This is a genomic window from Candidatus Accumulibacter phosphatis (genome assembly GCF_000024165.1).
Lineage (GTDB): Bacteria > Pseudomonadota > Gammaproteobacteria > Burkholderiales > Rhodocyclaceae > Accumulibacter > Accumulibacter phosphatis.
Genome location: NC_013194.1, coordinates 1445960 through 1465465 on the forward strand (window position 1 = coordinate 1445960; position 19506 = coordinate 1465465).

At 65.0% G+C, this 19506-nt stretch carries 21 protein-coding genes; 17 read left to right on the forward strand and 4 right to left on the reverse strand.

What is annotated here, in order from left to right:
- The first annotated feature begins 13 nt into the window (after positions 1–13).
- The 3 genes from CAP2UW1_RS06310 to CAP2UW1_RS06320 all read left to right on the forward strand — a co-directional run bounded on the left by CAP2UW1_RS06310 (position 14) and on the right by CAP2UW1_RS06320 (position 3366).
- On the forward strand, positions 14–2563 hold the full coding sequence (locus CAP2UW1_RS06310; RefSeq protein ID WP_015765830.1) for an arylsulfatase: 2550 nt from the start codon (positions 14–16) through the stop codon (positions 2561–2563).
- A gap of 104 nt (positions 2564–2667) precedes the next feature.
- Positions 2668–3093, forward strand: a complete 426-nt coding sequence (locus tag CAP2UW1_RS06315) for a hypothetical protein (RefSeq protein WP_291912677.1) — start codon at positions 2668–2670, stop codon at positions 3091–3093.
- A 24-nt stretch (positions 3094–3117) separates the two neighbouring features.
- Complete coding sequence (locus tag CAP2UW1_RS06320) at positions 3118–3366, forward strand: hypothetical protein (RefSeq protein WP_199931585.1); 249 nt, start codon at positions 3118–3120, stop codon at positions 3364–3366.
- 104 nt (positions 3367–3470) lie between these two features.
- On the opposite strand, the gene CAP2UW1_RS06325 is transcribed toward CAP2UW1_RS06320, so the two are convergent.
- The 3 genes from CAP2UW1_RS06325 to CAP2UW1_RS06335 all read right to left on the reverse strand — a co-directional run bounded on the left by CAP2UW1_RS06325 (position 3471) and on the right by CAP2UW1_RS06335 (position 5452).
- Positions 3471–3911 (reverse strand): hypothetical protein, encoded by a 441-nt coding sequence (locus CAP2UW1_RS06325; protein ID WP_015765833.1) that lies wholly within the window; start codon positions 3909–3911, stop codon positions 3471–3473.
- A gap of 123 nt (positions 3912–4034) precedes the next feature.
- Complete coding sequence (locus CAP2UW1_RS06330) at positions 4035–4757, reverse strand: hypothetical protein (RefSeq protein ID WP_015765834.1); 723 nt, start codon at positions 4755–4757, stop codon at positions 4035–4037.
- A 116-nt stretch (positions 4758–4873) separates the two neighbouring features.
- Positions 4874–5452, reverse strand: a complete 579-nt coding sequence (locus CAP2UW1_RS06335) for a hypothetical protein (RefSeq protein WP_015765835.1) — start codon at positions 5450–5452, stop codon at positions 4874–4876.
- A gap of 438 nt (positions 5453–5890) precedes the next feature.
- On the opposite strand from CAP2UW1_RS06335, the gene CAP2UW1_RS06340 reads away from it, so the two are divergent.
- The 4 genes from CAP2UW1_RS06340 to CAP2UW1_RS06355 are packed head-to-tail and all read left to right on the forward strand — an operon-like array spanning position 5891 to position 8098.
- The gene (locus tag CAP2UW1_RS06340; protein ID WP_015765836.1) at positions 5891–6898 is read left to right on the forward strand and encodes a transporter; all 1008 of its coding nucleotides are present in this window, start codon (positions 5891–5893) and stop codon (positions 6896–6898) included.
- A 42-nt stretch (positions 6899–6940) separates the two neighbouring features.
- Positions 6941–7072 (forward strand): cbb3-type cytochrome oxidase subunit 3, encoded by a 132-nt coding sequence (locus CAP2UW1_RS06345; protein WP_015765837.1) that lies wholly within the window; start codon positions 6941–6943, stop codon positions 7070–7072.
- Entirely contained in the window at positions 7069–7329 is a 261-nt protein-coding gene (locus tag CAP2UW1_RS06350; RefSeq protein ID WP_041567732.1) for a hypothetical protein, read from the forward strand. The genes CAP2UW1_RS06345 and CAP2UW1_RS06350 overlap by 4 nt, the downstream gene beginning before the upstream one ends.
- On the forward strand, positions 7322–8098 hold the full coding sequence (locus CAP2UW1_RS06355; protein WP_015765838.1) for a class I SAM-dependent methyltransferase: 777 nt from the start codon (positions 7322–7324) through the stop codon (positions 8096–8098). The genes CAP2UW1_RS06350 and CAP2UW1_RS06355 overlap by 8 nt, the downstream gene beginning before the upstream one ends.
- A gap of 117 nt (positions 8099–8215) precedes the next feature.
- Here CAP2UW1_RS06355 and CAP2UW1_RS06360 read toward each other — a convergent pair whose 3' ends face one another.
- The gene (locus tag CAP2UW1_RS06360; RefSeq protein WP_015765839.1) at positions 8216–8665 is read right to left on the reverse strand and encodes an Lrp/AsnC family transcriptional regulator; all 450 of its coding nucleotides are present in this window, start codon (positions 8663–8665) and stop codon (positions 8216–8218) included.
- A gap of 135 nt (positions 8666–8800) precedes the next feature.
- Here CAP2UW1_RS06360 and CAP2UW1_RS06365 point away from each other — a divergent pair, with 135 nt between their 5' ends.
- The 10 genes from CAP2UW1_RS06365 (at position 8801) to CAP2UW1_RS06410 (ending at position 19463) form a co-directional block, all read left to right on the forward strand.
- The gene (locus CAP2UW1_RS06365; RefSeq protein WP_015765840.1) at positions 8801–9418 is read left to right on the forward strand and encodes a LysE family translocator; all 618 of its coding nucleotides are present in this window, start codon (positions 8801–8803) and stop codon (positions 9416–9418) included.
- 221 nt (positions 9419–9639) lie between these two features.
- Positions 9640–10437, forward strand: coding sequence for a lytic transglycosylase domain-containing protein (locus CAP2UW1_RS06370; protein WP_015765841.1), 798 nt, complete (start codon positions 9640–9642; stop codon positions 10435–10437).
- Between the two features lie 258 nt (positions 10438–10695).
- Positions 10696–11025, forward strand: coding sequence for a hypothetical protein (locus CAP2UW1_RS06375; protein WP_041567733.1), 330 nt, complete (start codon positions 10696–10698; stop codon positions 11023–11025).
- A complete protein-coding gene (locus CAP2UW1_RS06380) occupies positions 11025–11528 on the forward strand; it encodes a hypothetical protein (protein ID WP_041567734.1) in 504 nt (167 codons plus the stop codon). The genes CAP2UW1_RS06375 and CAP2UW1_RS06380 overlap by 1 nt, the downstream gene beginning before the upstream one ends.
- 250 nt (positions 11529–11778) lie before the next feature.
- Positions 11779–12675 (forward strand): polyphosphate kinase 2 family protein, encoded by an 897-nt coding sequence (locus CAP2UW1_RS06385; RefSeq protein ID WP_015765843.1) that lies wholly within the window; start codon positions 11779–11781, stop codon positions 12673–12675.
- 121 nt (positions 12676–12796) lie between these two features.
- Positions 12797–14545, forward strand: a complete 1749-nt coding sequence (locus CAP2UW1_RS06390) for a SulP family inorganic anion transporter (RefSeq protein WP_015765844.1) — start codon at positions 12797–12799, stop codon at positions 14543–14545.
- Between the two features lie 17 nt (positions 14546–14562).
- Entirely contained in the window at positions 14563–15096 is a 534-nt protein-coding gene (locus CAP2UW1_RS06395; protein ID WP_015765845.1) for a DUF1269 domain-containing protein, read from the forward strand.
- A gap of 47 nt (positions 15097–15143) precedes the next feature.
- Positions 15144–15902 carry a hypothetical protein gene (locus CAP2UW1_RS23580; protein WP_015765846.1) on the forward strand — a complete coding sequence of 253 codons (759 nt, stop codon included), beginning with the start codon at positions 15144–15146 and terminating at the stop codon, positions 15900–15902.
- Between the two features lie 190 nt (positions 15903–16092).
- The gene (locus CAP2UW1_RS06405; RefSeq protein ID WP_291912669.1) at positions 16093–16905 is read left to right on the forward strand and encodes a DUF3313 domain-containing protein; all 813 of its coding nucleotides are present in this window, start codon (positions 16093–16095) and stop codon (positions 16903–16905) included.
- A gap of 176 nt (positions 16906–17081) precedes the next feature.
- A complete protein-coding gene (locus tag CAP2UW1_RS06410; protein ID WP_199931587.1) occupies positions 17082–19463 on the forward strand; it encodes a tetratricopeptide repeat protein in 2382 nt (793 codons plus the stop codon).
- Positions 19464–19506: the final 43 nt, after the last annotated feature.

Sequence of the window (19506 nt, forward strand, 5' to 3'; positions counted from 1 at the left end):
AGAAGAGGTTGATATGCAACCACGCAGGCGGTTTCTTCTTCTTGCCGGGTTCCTGGCGACGTCGTTGAGCATCAGCGCTTCAGCGCTCGCGCAACAGGTCACTGGTGTGCTTGGCTCGCCCAGCGCCACGACGACGATCCCCAACAAGCAACTCCCGGCCCCCGACCCTGCTTTCGGCGGCGTCATCAAGAACGACGCGCTGCAGTCGAAGCCGTGGTGGGCGCCGCGCGTGGTGCCGCCCAAGGGCGCGCCCAACGTGCTGTTGATCATCACCGACGACGCCGGCTTCGGCGTGCCGAGCACCTTCGGCGGCGTCATCCCGACTCCGACCATGGACCGCATCGCCAGCGAAGGTCTGCGCTACAACCGGGTCTTCTCCACCGCACTGTGCTCGCCGACGCGCGCCGCGCTGATCACCGGGCGCAACCACCACTCGGCCGGCTTCGGCGTCATTTCCGAGCAGTCGACCGGTTTCCCCGGCTACAACAGCATCATCGGCAGGGACAAGGCGACGATCGGCCGCATGCTGCTCGACAACGGCTATTCCACGGCGTGGTTCGGCAAGGACCACAATGTGCCGGCCTTCGCCGCCAGCCAGGCCGGGCCCTTCGACCAGTGGCCGACTGGCATGGGCTTCGAGTACTTCTACGGTTTCATCGGCGGCGACGCCAACCAGTGGGAGCCGAACCTGTTCCGCAACACGACGCAGATCTATCCGTTCCTGGGCAAGCCGCCGGGGACCTGGAATCTCATCACGGCGATGGCCGACGAGGCGATCGACTACATGACGCGCATCCATCAGATCGACCCGGAAAAGCCGATCTTCATCAAGTACGCGCCTGGCGCCACGCACGCGCCGCACCATCCGACCAAGGAATGGGTGGACAAGATCAGTGCCATGCATCTCTTTGACGGCGGCTACGAGAAGCTGCGCGAGACCATCTTGGCCAACCAGAAAAAGCTTGGTCTGGTTCCCAAGGATGCCAAGCTGACGCCCTGGCCCAATTCGGTTCTGAAGCCCTGGGATCAGCTCACCGCTGACGAGAAGAAGCTGTTCATCCGCCAGGTCGAGGTCTTCGCCGCCTACGCCGCCTACAGCGACAGCGAGATCGGGCGCGTGATACAGGCCTTCCAGGGCCTCGGCAAGCTCGACAACACGCTGGTCATCTACATCAACGGCGACAACGGCACCAGTGCCGAGGGCGGGCCGATGGGGACCCCCAACGAGGTTGCCTTCTTCAACGGCATCGCCGAGATGCCCGCGGAGGTGCAGATGAAGTGGTACGACGTCTGGGGCACCGAGCAGACGTACAACCACATGTCGGCCGGCTGGTCGTGGGCTTTCGACACACCGTTCGACTGGTTCAAGCAGAACGCCTCGCGCCTCGGCGGCATCAACCAGAACATGGTCGTCTCGTGGCCGGCGCGGATCAAGGACAAAGGGGCCTTGCGCGAGCAGTTCGTGCACGTCATCGACGTCGTGCCGACCATCCTCGAAGCCGCGGGCATCAAGGCGCCGGAGATGGTCGACGGCATCAGGCAGGCGCCGATCGAAGGCACCAGCTTCGCCTACACCTTCGACCCGGCTAATGCCAAGGCCGCGTCGCGGCACAAGACGCAGTACTTCGAGATGATGGGCCAGTGGGCACTCTATGACGACGGCTGGCTGCTCAGCACCAAGGTGAACCGTGCGCCGTGGCAGGCCTTCGGCGCGGCCAACGCCGATCCGCTGAACAATCAGGAGCTCCAGCTCTACAACCTCGGCAAGGACTTCAACCAGACCGACGACATTGCCGCGCAGAACCCGCAAAAGGTCAAGGAGATGAAGGAGAAGTTCATCGCCGAGGCGAAGAAGTACCAGGTCTTCCCGCTGGACGCTTCGGTGGCGGCACGCATCGTCGCACCGCGCCCGAACATCACCGCCGGCCGGACGGAATTTGTCTACACGCGGCCGATGACCGGGCTGCCGCAAGGCGACTCGCCCTTCCTGCTGAACTCCTCCTACACGATCACCGCCGATATTGAGGTGCCGCAGGCCGGCGCCGAAGGCATGATCCTGACCTCCGGCGGGCGCTTTGCCGGCTACGGCTTCTACCTGCTCAAGGGCAAGCCGGTATTCCTGTGGAACCTGATCGACCTGAAGCGGGTGAAGTGGGAAGGCCCCGAAGTCCTTGCTCCCGGCCGGCACATGCTGGAGTTCGACTTCAAGTACGACGGCCTCGGCGTCGGCACGCTGGCCTTCAACAACATGAGCGGCCTCGGCCGGCCCGGCACCGGCACACTCAAGGTGGACGGCAAGGCCGTGCAGACGATCACGATGGACAAAACGCTACCGATGATCCTGCAGTGGGACGAGAGCTTCGACATCGGCTCGGATACGCTGACCGGCGTGAACGACGCCGACTACAAGCCGCCGTTCCCGCTGACTGCGAAGCTGAACAAGCTGACGATCAAGGTGGAGCGGCCGCAGTTGTCGCCCGCCGACCTCCACAAGCTCGAGGGTGCGCAAGCCGAGGCGCTCGACGGCAAGCCGCTGACGCACGTGCAGCCCGGGCCGCACTAAGGCTGGCGGAGCGCGGCAGTGCGCATCAGGTGAGTAGAGAGCAAGCGAAGCGGCTGGCACCCCGGGTGGCGCCAGCCGCGCCCATTTCAAGTTGACGGCGAAACATGACGAGAAGTACCACGACGTTCCACCTTTGCCTCCTGGCGCTGGGAATCGGCATGCTCCCACCGTCGTCGGTTGCCCAGACTGGCCCGGACGCCAAGCCGGCAGCCCGCTCCGAATCCGCTTTGGATACCCTCCTGGGGCGCTGGATTCGGCCCGATGGCGGGTATGTCATCAACATCAGGCGCATAGATGCAGGCGGGAAGCTCGACGCCGCCTATGCCAATCCGCATCCGTTGCCGTTTGCCAAAGCCGAGGCGACGCTCGAAGGCAAAGTCGTCAAGCTTTTCTTCGAGTTGCGTGCCGGCGGCTACAACGGATCGACCTACTCCCTGACCTACGACCCGGCGGCCGATGTGCTCAAGGGCGTGTATTTCCAGGCGGTGGCGCAGCAGAAGTTCGACGTCTATTTCATGCGTGCCAGGTGAATCCAGGTGATCGTACGCGCACTCTTGCTGCCTTTCCTGCTCGCAAGCTGCGCCGATAACCTGCTCGTGGGCTTCGGCGAAGACACGAACTACCTGACCTTCAATCACGCGAATTCCGAGAAGGCCATCGCGGACGTGCGCACCAGGGCCGAAGGGCTGTGCGAGCAGCGAAAACAGGTGGCCATCAAGACGCAAAGCGCCTGCTCGCTGACCAAATGCGCGACCAACTATCAGTGTGTTGATAGCGCGGAGGTCATCAAGTACGGGCTCTAGCGCCCGCTGGGTGGTGTTCCTGTCCAGCGGCTCGATGGTCGACGTGCGCCATGCCGCGCAAGCGGCTCGCCTGTCCCACGAACGTGGATCGGGAGCGCCCCTTCCTAATCGTCGATCGAGTGCATCTTCTGGCCGACGAGCGCGAGAATGGCCGTCGACCAGCCGAACATCAGCATCCCGGTCATCGCTTCGAAGCCACCGAACCCCGCCCAGCTTTCCGGCAGCTTGTGGACGTTCGCGCCGAGGGTCGTGTAGTACTGCATCGAGTAGAACACCGCCTGCTCGACGCCCGGGACGATCTCCAGCACCAGCAAGGCGAGCGCCCAGACGATGATGCCCGTAAAGTGCGTGAGCACCATGATGCTGACCACGCTGATCATGAAGGCCGTCCTGGCGCCGGCATTGTGTGACTTGCGCAGCAGAGGCTTCCCGAAGCGTTCAAAGCTTCGCCGCACCAGGTCCATGCCCAGACCATGCACGACGACCGTCAGGGCGATCGGGATGAGGGCGGCAAGAATCTGCCGGCCGTACTCGAACTCATTCATCACCGCGCGATGGCTTCAGGAATTGCCGCGGGGAGATCAGGAGGCTTCTCCACTTCCCGCTTGCCGCCACCCGATGCCAACGGCGTGCTGCGCAGCCTCGGGGATTGCCGGCCGGTCGCGCGTTCACTCCGCATCCTTCTCCTTGGGTTCCTTGGCCGGGCAGTTCGTGTCGTAAGTCGTCTGCATCTGCCGCAGCTTGAGCACGCCAAAAAAGACGGTGATCAGCATGGCGATCACCAGGACCGACACGGTTGCCTTCTCCATGCCGTAGTCGGCCCGGCGATTGGCCGCGGTCGCGACCACGATCAGGCCCAGAATGGCGAGGTTGATCGCCCAGTTCATTGGCTTCGGCAGGATGTAGTGCAGGATTCCAAAGCCGGCGAGCTGATAGAGTATGAACGGAATGACCGCAACGGCAGGAAGCAGTTCCGACGCCCCCAGCGCGACATCGACGGCACCCGGCGCCAGGGCATGCAACAGTCGGCTGTTCGCCAGCTCATGGAAGACCGAGGGAATGGCACAGAGGATCGAGACGACCGACAGCAGTTCGAGGATAAGCATCCCGCTCCAGGTGCCGACTCGCGACGAATGGTCGGAGCCGGCAATCGTCGATTGCGCGCTGATGAAAAGCCCGGCGACGATCGCCGCGACGCTGGACAGCATCAGCAGTTCCACCGAAATGCCGAAGCTCGTCGGTTCCCCCGCCTTGAGGAGAAGCAGCGCCAGAAAACCGGGTGTGTAGAACATGACGCGCACCAGTCGCGCGCAGACGCGTGCATCACGCTCCGGCGGCAGAACCGGCAGCGCCACGCCATCGCTGCCAATCGTTGCTCTTTCCTTGCTCATGTGAGTCTCCTTGAAGGGCCAGAAAAACGAGGACACTAGCGTAATACCCGCCCCGTGTCACGCGCCGAAACCAGGGAACCAGGGTATCCCACAGGCCGAACCTGCAAGTCGTCGATTCAGCGGTCGGCGTGCAGCGTCAGTTCGGCGAGCACGATCAGCGCCAGCAGGGCAGCCAGTGCCGTTCGGCTCAACGCCGCTTCGCCGGTCCACAGAATGATCGCGACGCCGGAGAAGTTTACGTAGAGCGCGAATTCGCGGGCGAAGTAGCCTCCCCGCGTTTCGCCCCAGCCGGGTATCAGGGCCGTCGCGAGCCAGCGCACCAGCGGCACGGTCAGCGAGATGCAGAGTACCAGTTCGGTTTTCCACAGCCCCATGTCGGTTGGACGGTTGAAGGCGCCGTCGGGGAGCCATGCGTTGGCGTTGTGCAGGTAGCCGATGATGGCCAGGACGGCGAGCATGATCCAGATCGCCAGTTGGTCATCGCTCGTCAGCGTGCGCAGAGCCGGCGGCTGGGGAATCCGTGGAAAGTAGGCGAGGGCCAGCAGCATGCCCGCCGCGGCGAGAAGGGCAAAGAAAGCTGCGGTCGCCAGGGGGCCGAACCAGTCGATCCAGTGTACCCACAGGACCACCAGGAATACCGCCACGATACGGGCGATCGCGAGGCGGCGAGGAAGTATGACGACGGGGATGTTCATGCGGCGATGGCGGGAATGTCCTTCTGGCGCCGCCGCGGGCCGAGGACCGGGCAGCGGACCCGGTCTGCCGGGTACAGGTGTCGCCATGACGCGGGCCAAATCCAGGGATGGGAAATCCAGCGGCACCGCTGCGCGTATAGGATCCCCCAACGGGCGGCGTCAATCGAGCATCGGACCCACGAACCCCTGCAAAGTGACCGGAGTCGCCTTTCGTCGGACGCTCGTGGTCGCCAGCCCGTCCGGGCCAGGGCGGGCACCTTGCAGAGGCCGCCATAGCGGTCAGCCGGCACCGGGTTAACGGGTTGGCGCAACATCCGTTTCCCGCTGGCTTCGCCTGACGGCCCTGGGCATTCAATGGTATCGTTGTCGTCCCGGAGGCTCGGATCGCTGATCTGCCCCGTCCTCGAACCGAAAGGCAAGTAAGCCGAGGAAGCCTGCATGTTTGCTGTTCCCTATGCGTTTCTCAGCCTTGCGTTCTCGATGTGCGCCGGTATGTCTTCCGGATCACGACCAGGACGCGGTTGTCTGTGCCGGCGCGCGATACGTTCGATCCTTGCCGCTACAGCGCTTGCTTTGGGCATGCTTGCCGGCGCGCAGGCGCAGGACATCGAGCCACGCGCGTATTCGAACGCGCCGGTCGGCGTGAACTTCCTGATCGCGGGCTATGCCTACACGGAGGGCGCCGTACCATTCGACGCGTCACTGCCTGTCAAGAACGCTCAGCTCAAGACGTCCAACGCGGTCCTTGCCTATGCGCGGGTCCTTGACCTGTGGGGCATGTCAGGCAAGTTCGACGCCATCGTGCCCTATACGTGGCTTTCCGGGACCGCCGAGTTGCGCGGCGAGACGGTCGAGCGGATTGTCGACGGTCTCGCCGATGCGCGGTTCCGTCTGTCGGTGAACCTGTATGGCGCGCCGGCGCTGACGCTCAATGAGTTCAGGAACTACGAGCAGGATCTGATCGTCGGCGCGAGCCTGCAGGTGTCCGTGCCTTCGGGCCAGTACGATAACAACCGGGTCGTCAACATCGGCACCAACCGCTGGTCGTTCAAGCCCGAGGTGGGCATTTCCCAGGCCATCGGTCCGTGGACGCTGGAGTCGCAGGCTGCGGCAACCTTCTTCACCGACAACAGGGACTTCTTCGGCGGCAACACGCGTTCGCAGGCTCCCATCTACTCGCTGCAGGGGCACGTGATCTACGGCTCACGGAATGGCGTCTGGGGTTCGCTCGACGTTACCTACTTCACCGGTGGTCGGACGACGCTAAACGGCGTTGAGGGCGACGATCTCCAGCAGAACTGGCGCGTCGGCGGCACGCTGGCGTTTCCCGTGGACATCAACAACTCGGTCAAGCTCTACGCCAGCAAAGGCGTGTCGGCACGCACCGACAACAATTACGACCTGATCGGGATCGCCTGGCAGTACCGCTGGGGTGCGGGGCTGTGAGCCGGCGTCCCTGACCAAGGTCGACGAAAGAGGGGCATCACCATGGAACTGACCATCTATCATTGGCTGATCATCGCCGCTTTCATCGGCGTCGTGATCTGGGCGTTCGGCCGCAAACGCCAGGCACGCTTCGAGAAGGACGCTCGAATCCCTTTTGAAGAAGGCAAGGAGTGAGCGTCGGCTACCCTCGTAACGCCGCGCGTCGCTGCCGCATGAGCCGGCATGCCATTCGCGGCGACACGTCCGTCGTTGCGGGCGCCTTGCCGACCGGCATCAGGAAAGCGGCGTTGCCGGACGAAATCCTGCCGGCCGCCGGGCTCTCTCGACACGCCGGCAACGAGTCGCCCAGCGGCATGCCGGCGCGCGCGCTCGACGCCCTGGATCGACGCTGCCAATGGCCCGTGGTTTCAGGAGGTGCTCGCGATGTCTGACGCCGAGCGCCTGCCACCGGAAGATTCTGCGGTAGTGCGCGTGCCGCATCCTCCGCTCACGCAGTATTACGCGGACGAACACGGTCGCCGCGACTGGGTGCGCGCCATCTTCGACCGATCCGCAGTCGATTACGATCGCATCGAGCGTCTGATGGCTCTCGGCAGCGGCTCCTGGTATCGGCGGCAGGCGCTGTTGCGTGCTGGTCTGGCGCCGGGCATGCGCGTCGTCGATGTCGGGGTCGGCACCGGACTGGTCGCCTGTGAGGCCGTGCGCGTCGTCGGCGCGGGGTCGCTGGTGATCGGCGTGGACCCGAGCCCCGGCATGCTGAGTAGCGCCCGCGTGCCGGCGGGAGTGACGCTGTGCGAAGGGCGGGCCGAGGCGCTGCCACTGCCGGACGCTTGCGCCGATTTCGTCAGCATGGGCTATGCGCTGCGCCACGTCGGCGATCTCTCGGCGGCGTTCAGCGAATTCAGGCGTGTGCTCAGACCCGGGGGCATAGCCTGTGTGCTGGAAATCACCTACCCGGAGAACCGCTCACACGCCCTGCTTCTCAAGGCCTACATGCGCGGCGTGATACCGGCGCTGTCCTGGTTGATCGCGCGCCATGGCGACACACCGAAACTCATGCGCTACTACTGGGACACCATCGAGACCTGCGTCCCTCCCGCCCAGGTGATGGCGACGCTCGCGCACGCAGGTCTCGAAGACGCGCGTCGCCACGTCGAAGCCGGGATCTTCTCCGAGTACTGTTCCCGGCGACCCGCTTAGCCGGCGCTGGCGCGGCCTGACGCCTCGCTGCCAGATTGCAGCGACAAGTTCGCCGGCAGCTCGCGCGACATCGTCTTTGCCCGCCTGCGACCCGGCTGGGAAATGACACGCCGGCTGCTAGTCGGCCGCCGGCTGTGCGACGGAGCGCATCGGGATTGGCGCTGACATGACGATCGAGGTCCGCGTTTCGCCGTAATGGTTGATGACACCGACGAAGCGTTCGAGGTGGCTGATGTCCCGCGTCACGACGCGCAGGAGAAACGAATCCTGCCCGGTCACGTGCAGGCACTCCAGGACTTCCGGCAGGGTTTTCAGCAGGGCGACGAGCCGCGCCTTGTCCGCCTGGGGGGTCGTCATGCCGACCATCGCCATGACGCCGTAGCCGACCGCCGCGGGATTCACCTCGGCGCGGTAGCCCTTCACGATACCCGCTTCCTCGAGTCGCTTGAGACGTTCGGAGACGGCGGGCAACGACAGGCTGGCCTCTTCGGCCAGGGCTTTCAACGAGGCCCGTCCGTCGTGCTGAACGGCGGCGAGAATTTTCCAGGCTTTGGCGTCAAGGTCCATGACTGTTCCGCGAACAAGCGCGCCGGCAAGAATAATGAAGGGAATCTACCCGCTTTCCCTGAATTTTGCCATTCAAGAGTGCGCGCCTCGCTGCCACAATTCGTCAGATCACACGTGCTGGCCGGGAGTGGCTAAGTGGATGCTTTCCTGTTTCTCAAGGCGGCTCTGATCGGGCTGTCGATTGCCGCGCCGGTCGGGCCGATCGGCCTGCTGTGTATTCAGCGCACCCTGGCGCACGGCGCCCGCGTCGGTTTCGCCAGCGGCCTCGGGGCGGCCCTGGCCGACGGCGTCTATGGCGCCATCGGCGCCTTCGGCCTGACGGCAATCACCCGATTCTTCGTCACCCTCGCCACGCCTCTGGCGATCTGTGGCGCTGTTTTTCTCGGCTGGATGGGCGTTCGCCTGATGCGCGCCGCCCCAGCCGGCGCGCCGACGAGTCTGCCCGATGCTGCAGGCAGCTGGCGGGCCTTCGCCTCTGTGTTTGTGCTGACGATTGCCAACCCGATGACCATCGTCTCGTTCATCGCCGTCTTCGCCACGCTTGCCGGCGATATGGCCGGCACGCGGCCGGCGGCTGTCGTCATGGTCCTCGGCGTCCTGACGGGTTCGGCACTCTGGTGGCTGGCGCTGGCGTTTGGCGTTGCCGCCATCCGTCACCGCGTCGGGTCACGCGCATTGCAGGCCATCAATCGCAGCGCCGGGCTGTTCCTGCTCGGCTTTGCCGCCTGGCAGGCGCTGGGGATTCTCCGCTGAAGACCACGGCGACGGTCAGGGCCGGCCTCGCTTCAGGCGATCATAGTCGGTCGCTGGTGGCCATCGACGCGCAGGGCCGTCCATCATGCGCGGTGGTGGCTTGCTCTGGCCGATCCGGCAGGCGCACCGACCCGGGGGAAGACCGGGAAGCACGCGGAGACCGGGATCGATGGAGGATTTTCGCCTGACGCGCGGTGGCCGGCGTCAGGTAGAATAACGGGATGCGCTTTCACCGCTTCGTTCCCTTGCTTGTCCTGTGCCTCTTGCCGGCAGCCGCCCACGCCGACATGTACGGCTTTGTCGACGAGAAGGGAGCGGTCCATCTCGCCAGGGAGAAGGTCGACGAACGCTACGAGCTGTTCGCCAGGGGCGAAGCCAGGACCGAGTTCAGGTTGTCGTCGGAACTCAAGTACCTGCCGGAGAAGGCGCGCATCGAAGATCACGTCATCACCAGGCGCCTGCAGGCCATACCCAACGTCCAGAAATTCGACGCGCTGGTCTTCCGGGAAGCCGAGCGGCAGAAGCTGGAGCCTGCCCTGGTCAAGGCGGTGATCGCCGTCGAATCGGCGTACGATCCTGCGGCGGTGTCGCCCAAGGGGGCAACCGGCCTGATGCAGTTGATTCCCGATACCGCGGCGCGTTACGGGGTGCGCCAGATCGACGATCCGCAGGAAAACGTGCGCGGCGGCACGCGCTACCTCCGCTACCTGCTCGACATGTTCGATGGCAATCTGATCCTTGCTCTGGCGGGATACAACGCCGGCGAGGGGGCCGTTCAGCGCTACAGCAACACGGTGCCGCCGTACCCGGAAACCCAGGCCTACGTGAAGCTGGTGATGCAGTTCTACGAATACTTCGGCGGCGGCGTGAAGAAGCTGGCGCAGATCCGGGATGGCCGCGTGCGTCTCGCGCTGCCGCCGAGACGCGGCAGCCTGCCGTCAGCGGGCACCCTGGTGCCCGGCTTGACAGCGGCATCCAGGCCGGTCGATGTCGCCGGCGAAGCGCCAGCGCGGCCATGAGCGGGCTGCTGCATGCCGTCCTCGTGAGGCCGGCGATGCACGTGCCCAGCAGTCTCCCGAGCCTGCCCGAGGTCGCCAGTGTCTGCGTTCTGTTGGGCAGATTCGGTACCTTCGTATCGTAGTTGCCCGTGGCGAGATCGACGAGGTTGCGACTCTCCGGGCAATCTCCCCGGCGCGAGAGTCGTTTTTTTTGGTGATGGGTTCTCTGCTCGCGGGATTCGCCAATCCGTTTTCAAGGGGAGCCCAGTGAAACGCGCAATGCTCACCCCCACGTTCGCGGCCGTGAAGAGATGGCCGATCCTGGTGATCGCCACGAGCAGCCTGCTGGTGGCGGCGCCCGTCGCGGCGCTCAGCATTAACGGCCAGGTGCTTGGTGCCGGCTCGCCCATCGCCGGTTCGACCGTGAGCCTGTGGGCCGCAAACAGCGGCGCACCAAAACAGCTCGCACAGGTGCGCAGCGGTGCCGACGGGCATTTCGTGGTGAACGCGTCCGGGCCCACAGACAAGGACGCGAGCCTGTATCTCGTCGCCAAAGGGGGCATTCCGGTGTCGATAAGTCGGCCGCTGACAACCCGGCCATCGTGCTGATGGCGGTCATCGGCAGCCACCCACCCGCCAGGGTGACGATCAGCGAGTTGACCACCATCGCCTCGGCCTGGACGCACAACCAGTTCATCGACGGAACGGCAATCGAGGGTCCGCCGCTCGCGCTGCGCATCGCGGCCAGCCACGTACCCAGCTTTGTCGATCTGGCCACCGGCGGCTATGGGCAGGTCATCGGCGACGCGCTGAACAGCGCGCAAACGCCGACGCTGGCCAATTTCGCGACGCTGGCCAACGTACTCGCGGGCTGTGTCGCGCGCCTCAAGGCCGACGCCTGCCGGAGTGTCTTCGCGGCGGCCAGGGGGCTGGCCGGAAGCGTGCCGACCGACACGCTCGCTGCGGCCGAGGCCATCGCCCGCTACCCGGCAACCTTTGGCAAGGTCGACGAAGCACTGCAGACGCTCGGTGCAGGCCAGGGCGTGGTCGTCTTCCACGGCATGGCCAAGCCGGTGAAGGTGCCGATGATCGGGCCGGTGCGGGCCCCGTAGTGGCCTCCCTGCCATGCTGAGCGAAGCCGCCGATTGTCGAACGCAGGAGACGTCCGGCGGTTCTGGCGATGGCAGCGGCTTTCTCGATCACCATGGGGCTCCGTGCGCTGGCCGGCAGCGATATACTCAACTCCGACAAAACCGGTGTCCTGGCCAAGAACCTGTTGAGTTTGAGCGAGCCGATCCTTGGTCCCGCCACCGATCCGCAGGGGTGTCGGCCAAACCCTCATCGTCACCAGAGGAGTAGCGAATGGACTACCGCAAACAATTCTTCGTCAGCCCGGGCGAAAAACTCAGCTTGGCCGGGATCGATCCTGCGCACACCGGTGGGCAGGCCTCGGCTGAAGAGGCTCTGCCGGAGATTCAGAAACACGTCGCCCGCATGGCCGAACTGCAGGCCCTGCTCTATGCCGACGGCAATCAGTCGCTGCTGGTGGTGCTGCAGGCGCTCGATGCCGCTGGCAAGGACGGCGTCATCCGCCATCTGTTTACCGGCATGAACCCGCAGGGCACCTCGGTGTTCGGCTTCAAGCAACCGAGCGCCGAAGAGGCGGCGCACGATTTTCTCTGGCGCGCACACCAACGGACGCCGGCGAAGGGCGAGGTGGCCGTCTTCAATCGCTCGCATTACGAAGACGTCCTCGTCGTGCGGGTGCACAATCTGGTGCCGAAGGCAGTCTGGTCGAAACGTTACGCCTTGATCAGCGATTTCGAGAAGTTGCTCGTCCAGAACGGCACGCGCATTCTCAAGTTCTTCCTGCACATCAGCCCCGAGGAGCAACTCAGCCGCTTCAAGCTGCGGCTCGACGACCCGGCGCGCAACTGGAAAATCAGCGAAGGCGACTACTCCGAACGCGAGTTCTGGTCCGCCTACGTCAGTGCCTACGAAGAGGCTCTGAGCAAGACCAGCAGCAAGGAGGCGCCGTGGTATGTCATTCCGGCCAACCACAAGTGGTTCCGCAACCTCGCCATCTCGCAGATCATCGCGGACAGCATGCAAGAAATGGGGCTGAAGCTGCCGCCGACGCGGGTCGACCTCAAGGAAATCGCCGCGAAGTATCATGCCGCCGAAGCCGCGCAGGAACAGCGGGTGGCCAAGACGCCAAAGCCTGCGGACAGAACGGAAAAGCGCGGCGGCAAGGCGTAGTTGGCGTTGCCGGTGGCAGGACGTGCTGAGGGAAGGGACTCGATGCATCCTGCGGACGACGGGATCTGAGGTTCGGCCAGCCTTTTCTGGCCGCGTGGGTAGGGATTGCCGCGAGGGGACGATGACGCAAGACAGCCAAGAACAGGGTTTTCGGTTGCCGGTTTTCCAGGGCCTCCTGCCGGTCGACCGGTCAGGGCTGGGGCGGGACATCCTTGCCGGCTTCACCCTCGCGGCACTCGCCATTCCGGGAACCATGGGTTACACCAAGATCATCGGCACGCCGGTGATTACGGGGCTATATACCATTCTCATCCCGATGAGCCTGTTTGCCATTTTCGGGTCGTCGCGGCATCTGTCGGTCGGGGCCGATTCGGCGACGGCGGCAGTGGTTGCCGCCGGTCTTGCCGGCATGGCGGTACGCGGCTCGAACGAGTGGTTGGCTCTGTGCAGCCTGCTGGCGCTGATGGCGGCGGTGCTGATGTTTGCCGCCCGCGTGCTGCGGCTCGGTTTCCTCGCCGATTTTCTTTCGCGCACGGTCCTTACTGGTTTTCTCACCGGCGTCGGTGTGCAGGTGGCGCTGCTGGAGGTTTCCGGCCTGCTGGGCCTGCAGCGTACCAGCAACGATCCGCTTGTGGAGATCGTGCACGATCTGAGGCAGATCGGGGACACCAATCCCTATGCGGTGTGCGTCTCGCTCGCCGTGCTGGTGGTGATCCTCGGCGGGAAAAGGATTTCGGAGAGGATCCCCGGCGGGCTGATCGCCGTCGTCGCCGCCATCGGCGTCAGTTGGGCGCTGAATCTGGGGGCTCATCTGGAGACGCTCGGCGCCGTACCCAGCGGCCTGCCGACGCTGGGCCTTCCGCATGTGGCGTGGAGTTGGCCCTTGATCCAGAAGCTGTTGCCGATCGCCTTTGCCTGCTTTGTGGTGATCCTCGCGCAGAGCGCCGCCACCTCGCGTGCCTATGCCGCGAAGTACAGCGATCGCTTCGACGAAAACGTCGACATGGTCGGGCTCGGCATGGCCAACCTCGGTGCCGGCTTGTCGGGAACCTTCCTCGTCAACGGCAGCCCGACCAACACGGCGATGGTGGACGGTGGTGGTGGCCGCAGCCAGATTGCACAGCTCACCACCTGCGTCCTCGTTCTGCTGGTGCTGTTGTTTCTCACCGGACCGTTGGCCTACCTGCCAACCGCCGTTCTGGCTGCCATCGTCTTCCTGGTGGCAGTAAGAATGATCGATGTGCAGGGTATGCGGCGAATCTTCGTCGAGGCGCGTGCCGAGTTCTGGGTGGCTTTGCTGACGGCAGCCACCGTGGTGGTGATCGGTGTCGAGCAGGGCATTCTCCTGGCCATGGTGCTGTCGCTGCTCGATCATGTGCGGCGGGGTTACCGTGGCCGCAATTCGATCATCGCGGCGGACAAGCGACGCAAGGGCTGGCAAACGGTGGCGCTGAGCGAGCCGCATCAGATCGCGCCCGGCTTGCTCGTTTACTGGTTCACGAATAGTCTGTACTACGCCAACGCCGGGCAATTCGCCGAGGAGGTTCTGCGGTTGGCAAAGGCGAAGGGACAGGCGCCGCTGGGCTGCTTGTGCATTCAGGCATCAGCGATTGCCGACGTGGACTTCTCCGCCGCCGCCATGCTGCGCGACACCTGCAAGCTGTTGAAGGAGCAGGGGATCCTTTTGGTGTTTGCGCATGTTTCATCTGCGGTACGCGAGCAGTTCGACCGCTACGGACTGACCGAGGCCGTGGGTGCGCAGGCATTCTACGGCTCCCTGCATGCGGTCGTGGATGCCTGGGAGCATGTTTCGGCTGCGCAGGTGACCACGACAAGCAGCACCAACGGCGCGTCACCGGCCTCAATTTGACCTACACGGAGGGAGCCATGGCAACACTCGTTGTAATTGGTTACGAGACGGAAACCCAGGCCGAGGAGACCAAGCTCAAGCTTGGCCAGTTGCAGAAAGAGTATCTGATCGAGTTGGAAGATGCGGTCATCGCGATAAAGAAGCCGAACGGCAAGGTCAAGCTGATTCAGCCGATCAATCTGACGGCCGCGGGTGCGGCGAGCGGCAGCTTCTGGGGCTTGCTGATCGGCATGATCTTCATGATGCCTATCGTCGGGGTGGCCATCGGCGCGGCCACTGGCGCCATCGGTGGGGCTCTCTCAGACCTCGGCATCAACGACGATTTCATGAAGAACATTGCCGCGAACCTCAAGCCCGGCGGTTCCCAGTTATTCATCCTTTTCAAGAGTTGGACGGAAGACAAGACGCTGCAGGAACTGCAGGGGATGGGCGGGACGATCATTCAGACGTCGCTGTCACACGAGGACACGGAGAAGCTGCAGGCCGCTCTGGACGCTGCCAAGGCCGCTGGCGTGGGGCCCACGCAGACGCCGCCGGACGTAGCAAGCTAACAACGCGCAGCGGGATGGCCGATACGACACGGAGGGGCGTCTGGGAGATGACGGTCACGGCTCCGCCCGTCGCCGCTCAGCCGCCCGCTGGCGCGGCCGGAGTGGCGCCAGCTTCCGGCACGGCGCTGGCGGACCCGCAGCCGGTTCCTCAGACGATCGAGCGGCTGTCGAAAGACGGGCAGGCGCTGCCGCGAGCAGCGGACAAAGCCTCCGCCGACCTGGCCAGGGTGCCCGAGTCGGTCATCAGGACCCTGCCCGGGGAACTTGCCCCGGTGGAGGCCTACCTTGAGGCGAATCTGCCCATCGCGAAGGCGATGCCGTTGGTGGACATCGTCTATGGAGGTGGCGTCCTGGTCGCGGTGGTGATCGTTCAGGCGATCGGCCTGCGTCTGCTGACGGGCCACGTCGACAAGCGCGCGCCAACCATTGCCAAACGTCCGGCACTGTGGCGCGTCGACCTGATGTTCGGCGGCGCCGTCTTCATGTTGCTCGGCCTGCACCTGGGGTCGGTTCTCCTCTGGTCGGCGGCAGTGGTTTACGGGGGCGTCATCCCCGACTGGGTGCAGGCTGCACGCTTCGCCGCGCGCTCTTATACGACGATCGGCAGCGACCACCAGGTGCCGGAGAAATGGCATATGCTGGCGCCGATCATCGCCATTTCCGGGATGTTCACCTTCGCCTGGACGGCCAGCGTCCTGGTCAGCATCGTCGAGCAGTGCAACCACCTGCGCCGCCTGGCGTGGGACGCGCGCCGCAGGAAGCGCGAGGCGACGCGGGGCGCCAGGCCGACCCCGTCGGCAGACTGAGCGTGGCTGGAAGGGATGCCCTGCCGCCGTGCTAGAATCTTCGGCAGCCTGGAACGGTCGGGCGCGACCGATCAACACCATGGCGTTGGCGAGTCGCGACCGGCCTGTCGTCCCGTAGCAGTAACCCAGCCGCCGCCGGCGTGAGCGAACCGGCGCAACGAATGATGCTTAACCTTTTGCGGAAACCCTGATGAGAAAAATCTCAATCCTTGCACGCGCGGGCGCCAGGACGACCATTCGGATGGTCGTCCTGGCCGGCTGCAGCGTCCTCGCCGGTTGTGCCACCGAAAGCGCCATCCTGGGCAGCGGCACCACCACCGTCGTCTCCGACACGTCGCACCTGACACAGAGCGGCTTCCTGTCCGACTACGCGCGCCTGAAACCGACCGCCTGGGGCGAAGGCGTCGAGTGCTGGCGTGACCCCAATCTCGATGCCGCACGTTATGACAAGATTCTCGTCTCGCGCATCCTGGTTTCGCTCAAGGCCAGCAAGGCGCCGCAGACCATCGATCCGAAGGATCTCAACACACTCACCGACTATTTCCACCACGACCTGGTGAAGGCGCTGCAGCCGCAGATGCGGGTCGTCGATAAGGCCGGACCCGGCGTGGTGGTGATGCGGGTGGCTCTGACCGACCTCGTGCCGACGACGGTCACCGACAGCCTGGCCGGGACGCTGATTCCCTACGCCTTCGTCGCCGAGGCGGGGTCGGGCGTGGCCACCGGCAGGCCCGCAGGCTCGACGCCGTACATGGGCGAAACCGGCATGGAGATGCAGTTTCGCGATGGTGGGTCGGGCAAGGTTCTCGCAGAATGCCGAGACACCGAGATTGGCCGCAAGTACGCGGTCGACGTCAATACCAGCGCCGTCGGCGCGGCGCAGACCTGGGCCAATGGCTATCTGAGTTCCTTCCAGGCCTGGACCTACGCCAAGGACGCCTTCGACAAGTGGTCTCAGCTGGTGGCCAAGCGTATCGCTCTACTGCGCGGCGCCCAGCCTTAGGCACTTGCGGTAGCCTGGGGTGAGGCACGCCGCCCAGGGTTTCCAGGCAGGGTGACGCGGAGCTTGCTTGGCGTCACCCTGACGACCTTCGCCGACGTAGGCTGCACACCGCCGGAAATGCGCCACGCGACATGACCAGACGATCGAGAAGCGAGCCCCCCCCGCAGACAACTGCTGTGTCGGCAAGTGTTGTCGATCGACGGCCAAGCCGCCACTGGCGGTTTGTCGCCGGGTTGCTCCTGGCACTGGTGGTCGCCGGCGTGGTGTTCCTTGCCACCCGGTCGACGCCACCACCTCCAGTAGCGCCGGCGTCGCCGGTGCCCGTTGCCGCGGCCGAGGCGGCGCCTGCCGGCACGCCCGCTACCTATGTCGGCGCCGAGACGTGCAAGACCTGCCACGCGCCGGAATTCAAGGCCTGGTCGGGTTCCCATCACCAGCTGGCGATGCAGGAGGCCAACGCCGCGAGCGTGCTCGGTGACTTCGCCAACGTCAAGTTCCGGCAACACGGCGTCGAGTCCACCTTCTTCAAGCGTGGCGACAAGTTCATGGTCCGCACCGACGGCCCCGATGGCGAGCTTGCGGACTACGAGATCGCCTACACCTTCGGCCTCTACCCGTTGCAGCAGTATCTGATTCCCTTCCCCGGTGGGCGCTACCAGACGCTGCCGATTGCCTGGGATTCGCGATCCCGGGGCGAGGGCGGCCAGCGCTGGTTCCACCTCTACCCCAACCAGAAGGTCGATCACCGGGACCCCCTGCACTGGACGCGCCTGTACCAGAACTGGGCGCTGCAGTGCGCCGAGTGCCACTCGACCAATCTGCGCAAGGGCTATGACGCGGCCAGCGATACCTACAAGACCACTTTCAGCGAAATCAACGTCGCCTGCGAATCCTGCCACGGTCCGGCGTCTACCCATGTGGACTGGGCCCGGAACGCCAGGGCGCCGTACGACGGCCGGGAAGACAAGGGCTTGCCATCGCTGAAGAGCCACTGGAACGAAGCGTGGAAGTTCCCGTCGGCGGGCGCCAGGTTTGCCGTCCGCAACCACCTTGCCGACCCTGCCGGGATGAACACCTGCGCTGCCTGCCACGCTCGCCGCTCGACCTTGAGCGAAGGCGGCAAGGCCGGCGCGCCGCTCGAGGACACGCATCGCCTGGCGATGCTCACCGCCCCGAACTATCATGCCGATGGTCAGCAGCGCGAAGAGGTCTATGTCTGGGGATCCTTCCTGCAGAGCAAGATGTATCAACGCGGCGTGACCTGCATGGACTGCCACGACCCGCACACCCAGAAGTTGCGCGCCGAGGGCAACGCGCTATGCACGCGCTGCCACAGCGCCGCCCAGTTCGACGCCCCGCAGCACCACCAGCATCAGGCCAACGGCAAGGGCGCGCAGTGTGTCACCTGCCACATGCCGACCCAGAACTACATGGTGATCCATGCCCGGCAGGATCACAGCATGCGTGTACCCCGCCCAGACGTGTCGATTGCGCTTGGCAGCCCGAACGCTTGTACTCAGTGCCACACGGACAAGAAGGCTCAATGGGCGGCCAGTGCCATGGACAGGTGGTATGGCAAGACCTGGCGCGAGCGACCGCAGTACGGCACGACCCTGCACGCCGGCCAGACGCAGGGAGCGGCGGCCTTGCCCGGCCTGCTCGACCTGGCCGGCAACCCTGCCGCACCGGCGATCATCCGGGCGACTGCGGCGACACTTGCCGAGCCGCATGTCCATCCCGGCACACTGCCGGCAGCGCGCGCCTTGCTGCAGGATGCCGACCCGTCGGTACGCATTGCCGGTCTCGGCATGATCGCGCCGATCGACCCACTGAACCGCGTGCTTAGCGCTGCACCGCTACTCTCCGACCCGGTTCGTGGCGTGCGCGTCGAGGCCGCGCGGGTCCTCGCTGACGTGCCCGACGCGCAGATCCCGGAGGGCAGGCGGGCGGCTCGCGTGGCCGCCTTGCAGGAGTATGTGGCCTCACTGCAACTGGAGGCAGACTGGCCTTCGGGCAACGTCAACCTTGGCAACCTGCGCCTGCGCCAGGGGCGCATGGACGAGGCGGTGGCTGCTTTTGAGCGCGCCATCGCGCTTGACCCGGCTTTCGATGGCGCCTATATCAATCTCGCGGATGCCTGGCGTCAGCAGGGGCGGGAGTCCGAAGCGGGAAACGTACTGCGCCGGGGCTTGGCCGTCATGCCGCGCGATGCGCACCTGCAGCATGCGCTGGGTCTCTCGCTGACACGCCAGGGCGAGAAAGTCGCGGCGCTGAAGGCGTTCGTCGAGGCGGCCAGACTGGCGCCAGACAACGCGCGCTATGTTTACGTTCACGCGATAGCCGTGCATTCTGCCGGCAAGCTCAAGGAAGCATTGACGCTGCTGCGCGCCGCCGACAAGCGTCATCCCAACGATCTCGACATCCTTGCGGCGCTGCTGTCGATGAGTCGGGAGGCGGGTGACCGGCAGGCGGCGCTTGGCTATGCGAAACAGCTCGCCGGAATCCTGCCGGACAACGCCAATCTGAAGCGACTGGTGGCGGAACTCGAAGCCCGGTGATCTCGCCTCTTGCCGGCCAGGCAGCGCCGGCTCGATCTAGGCC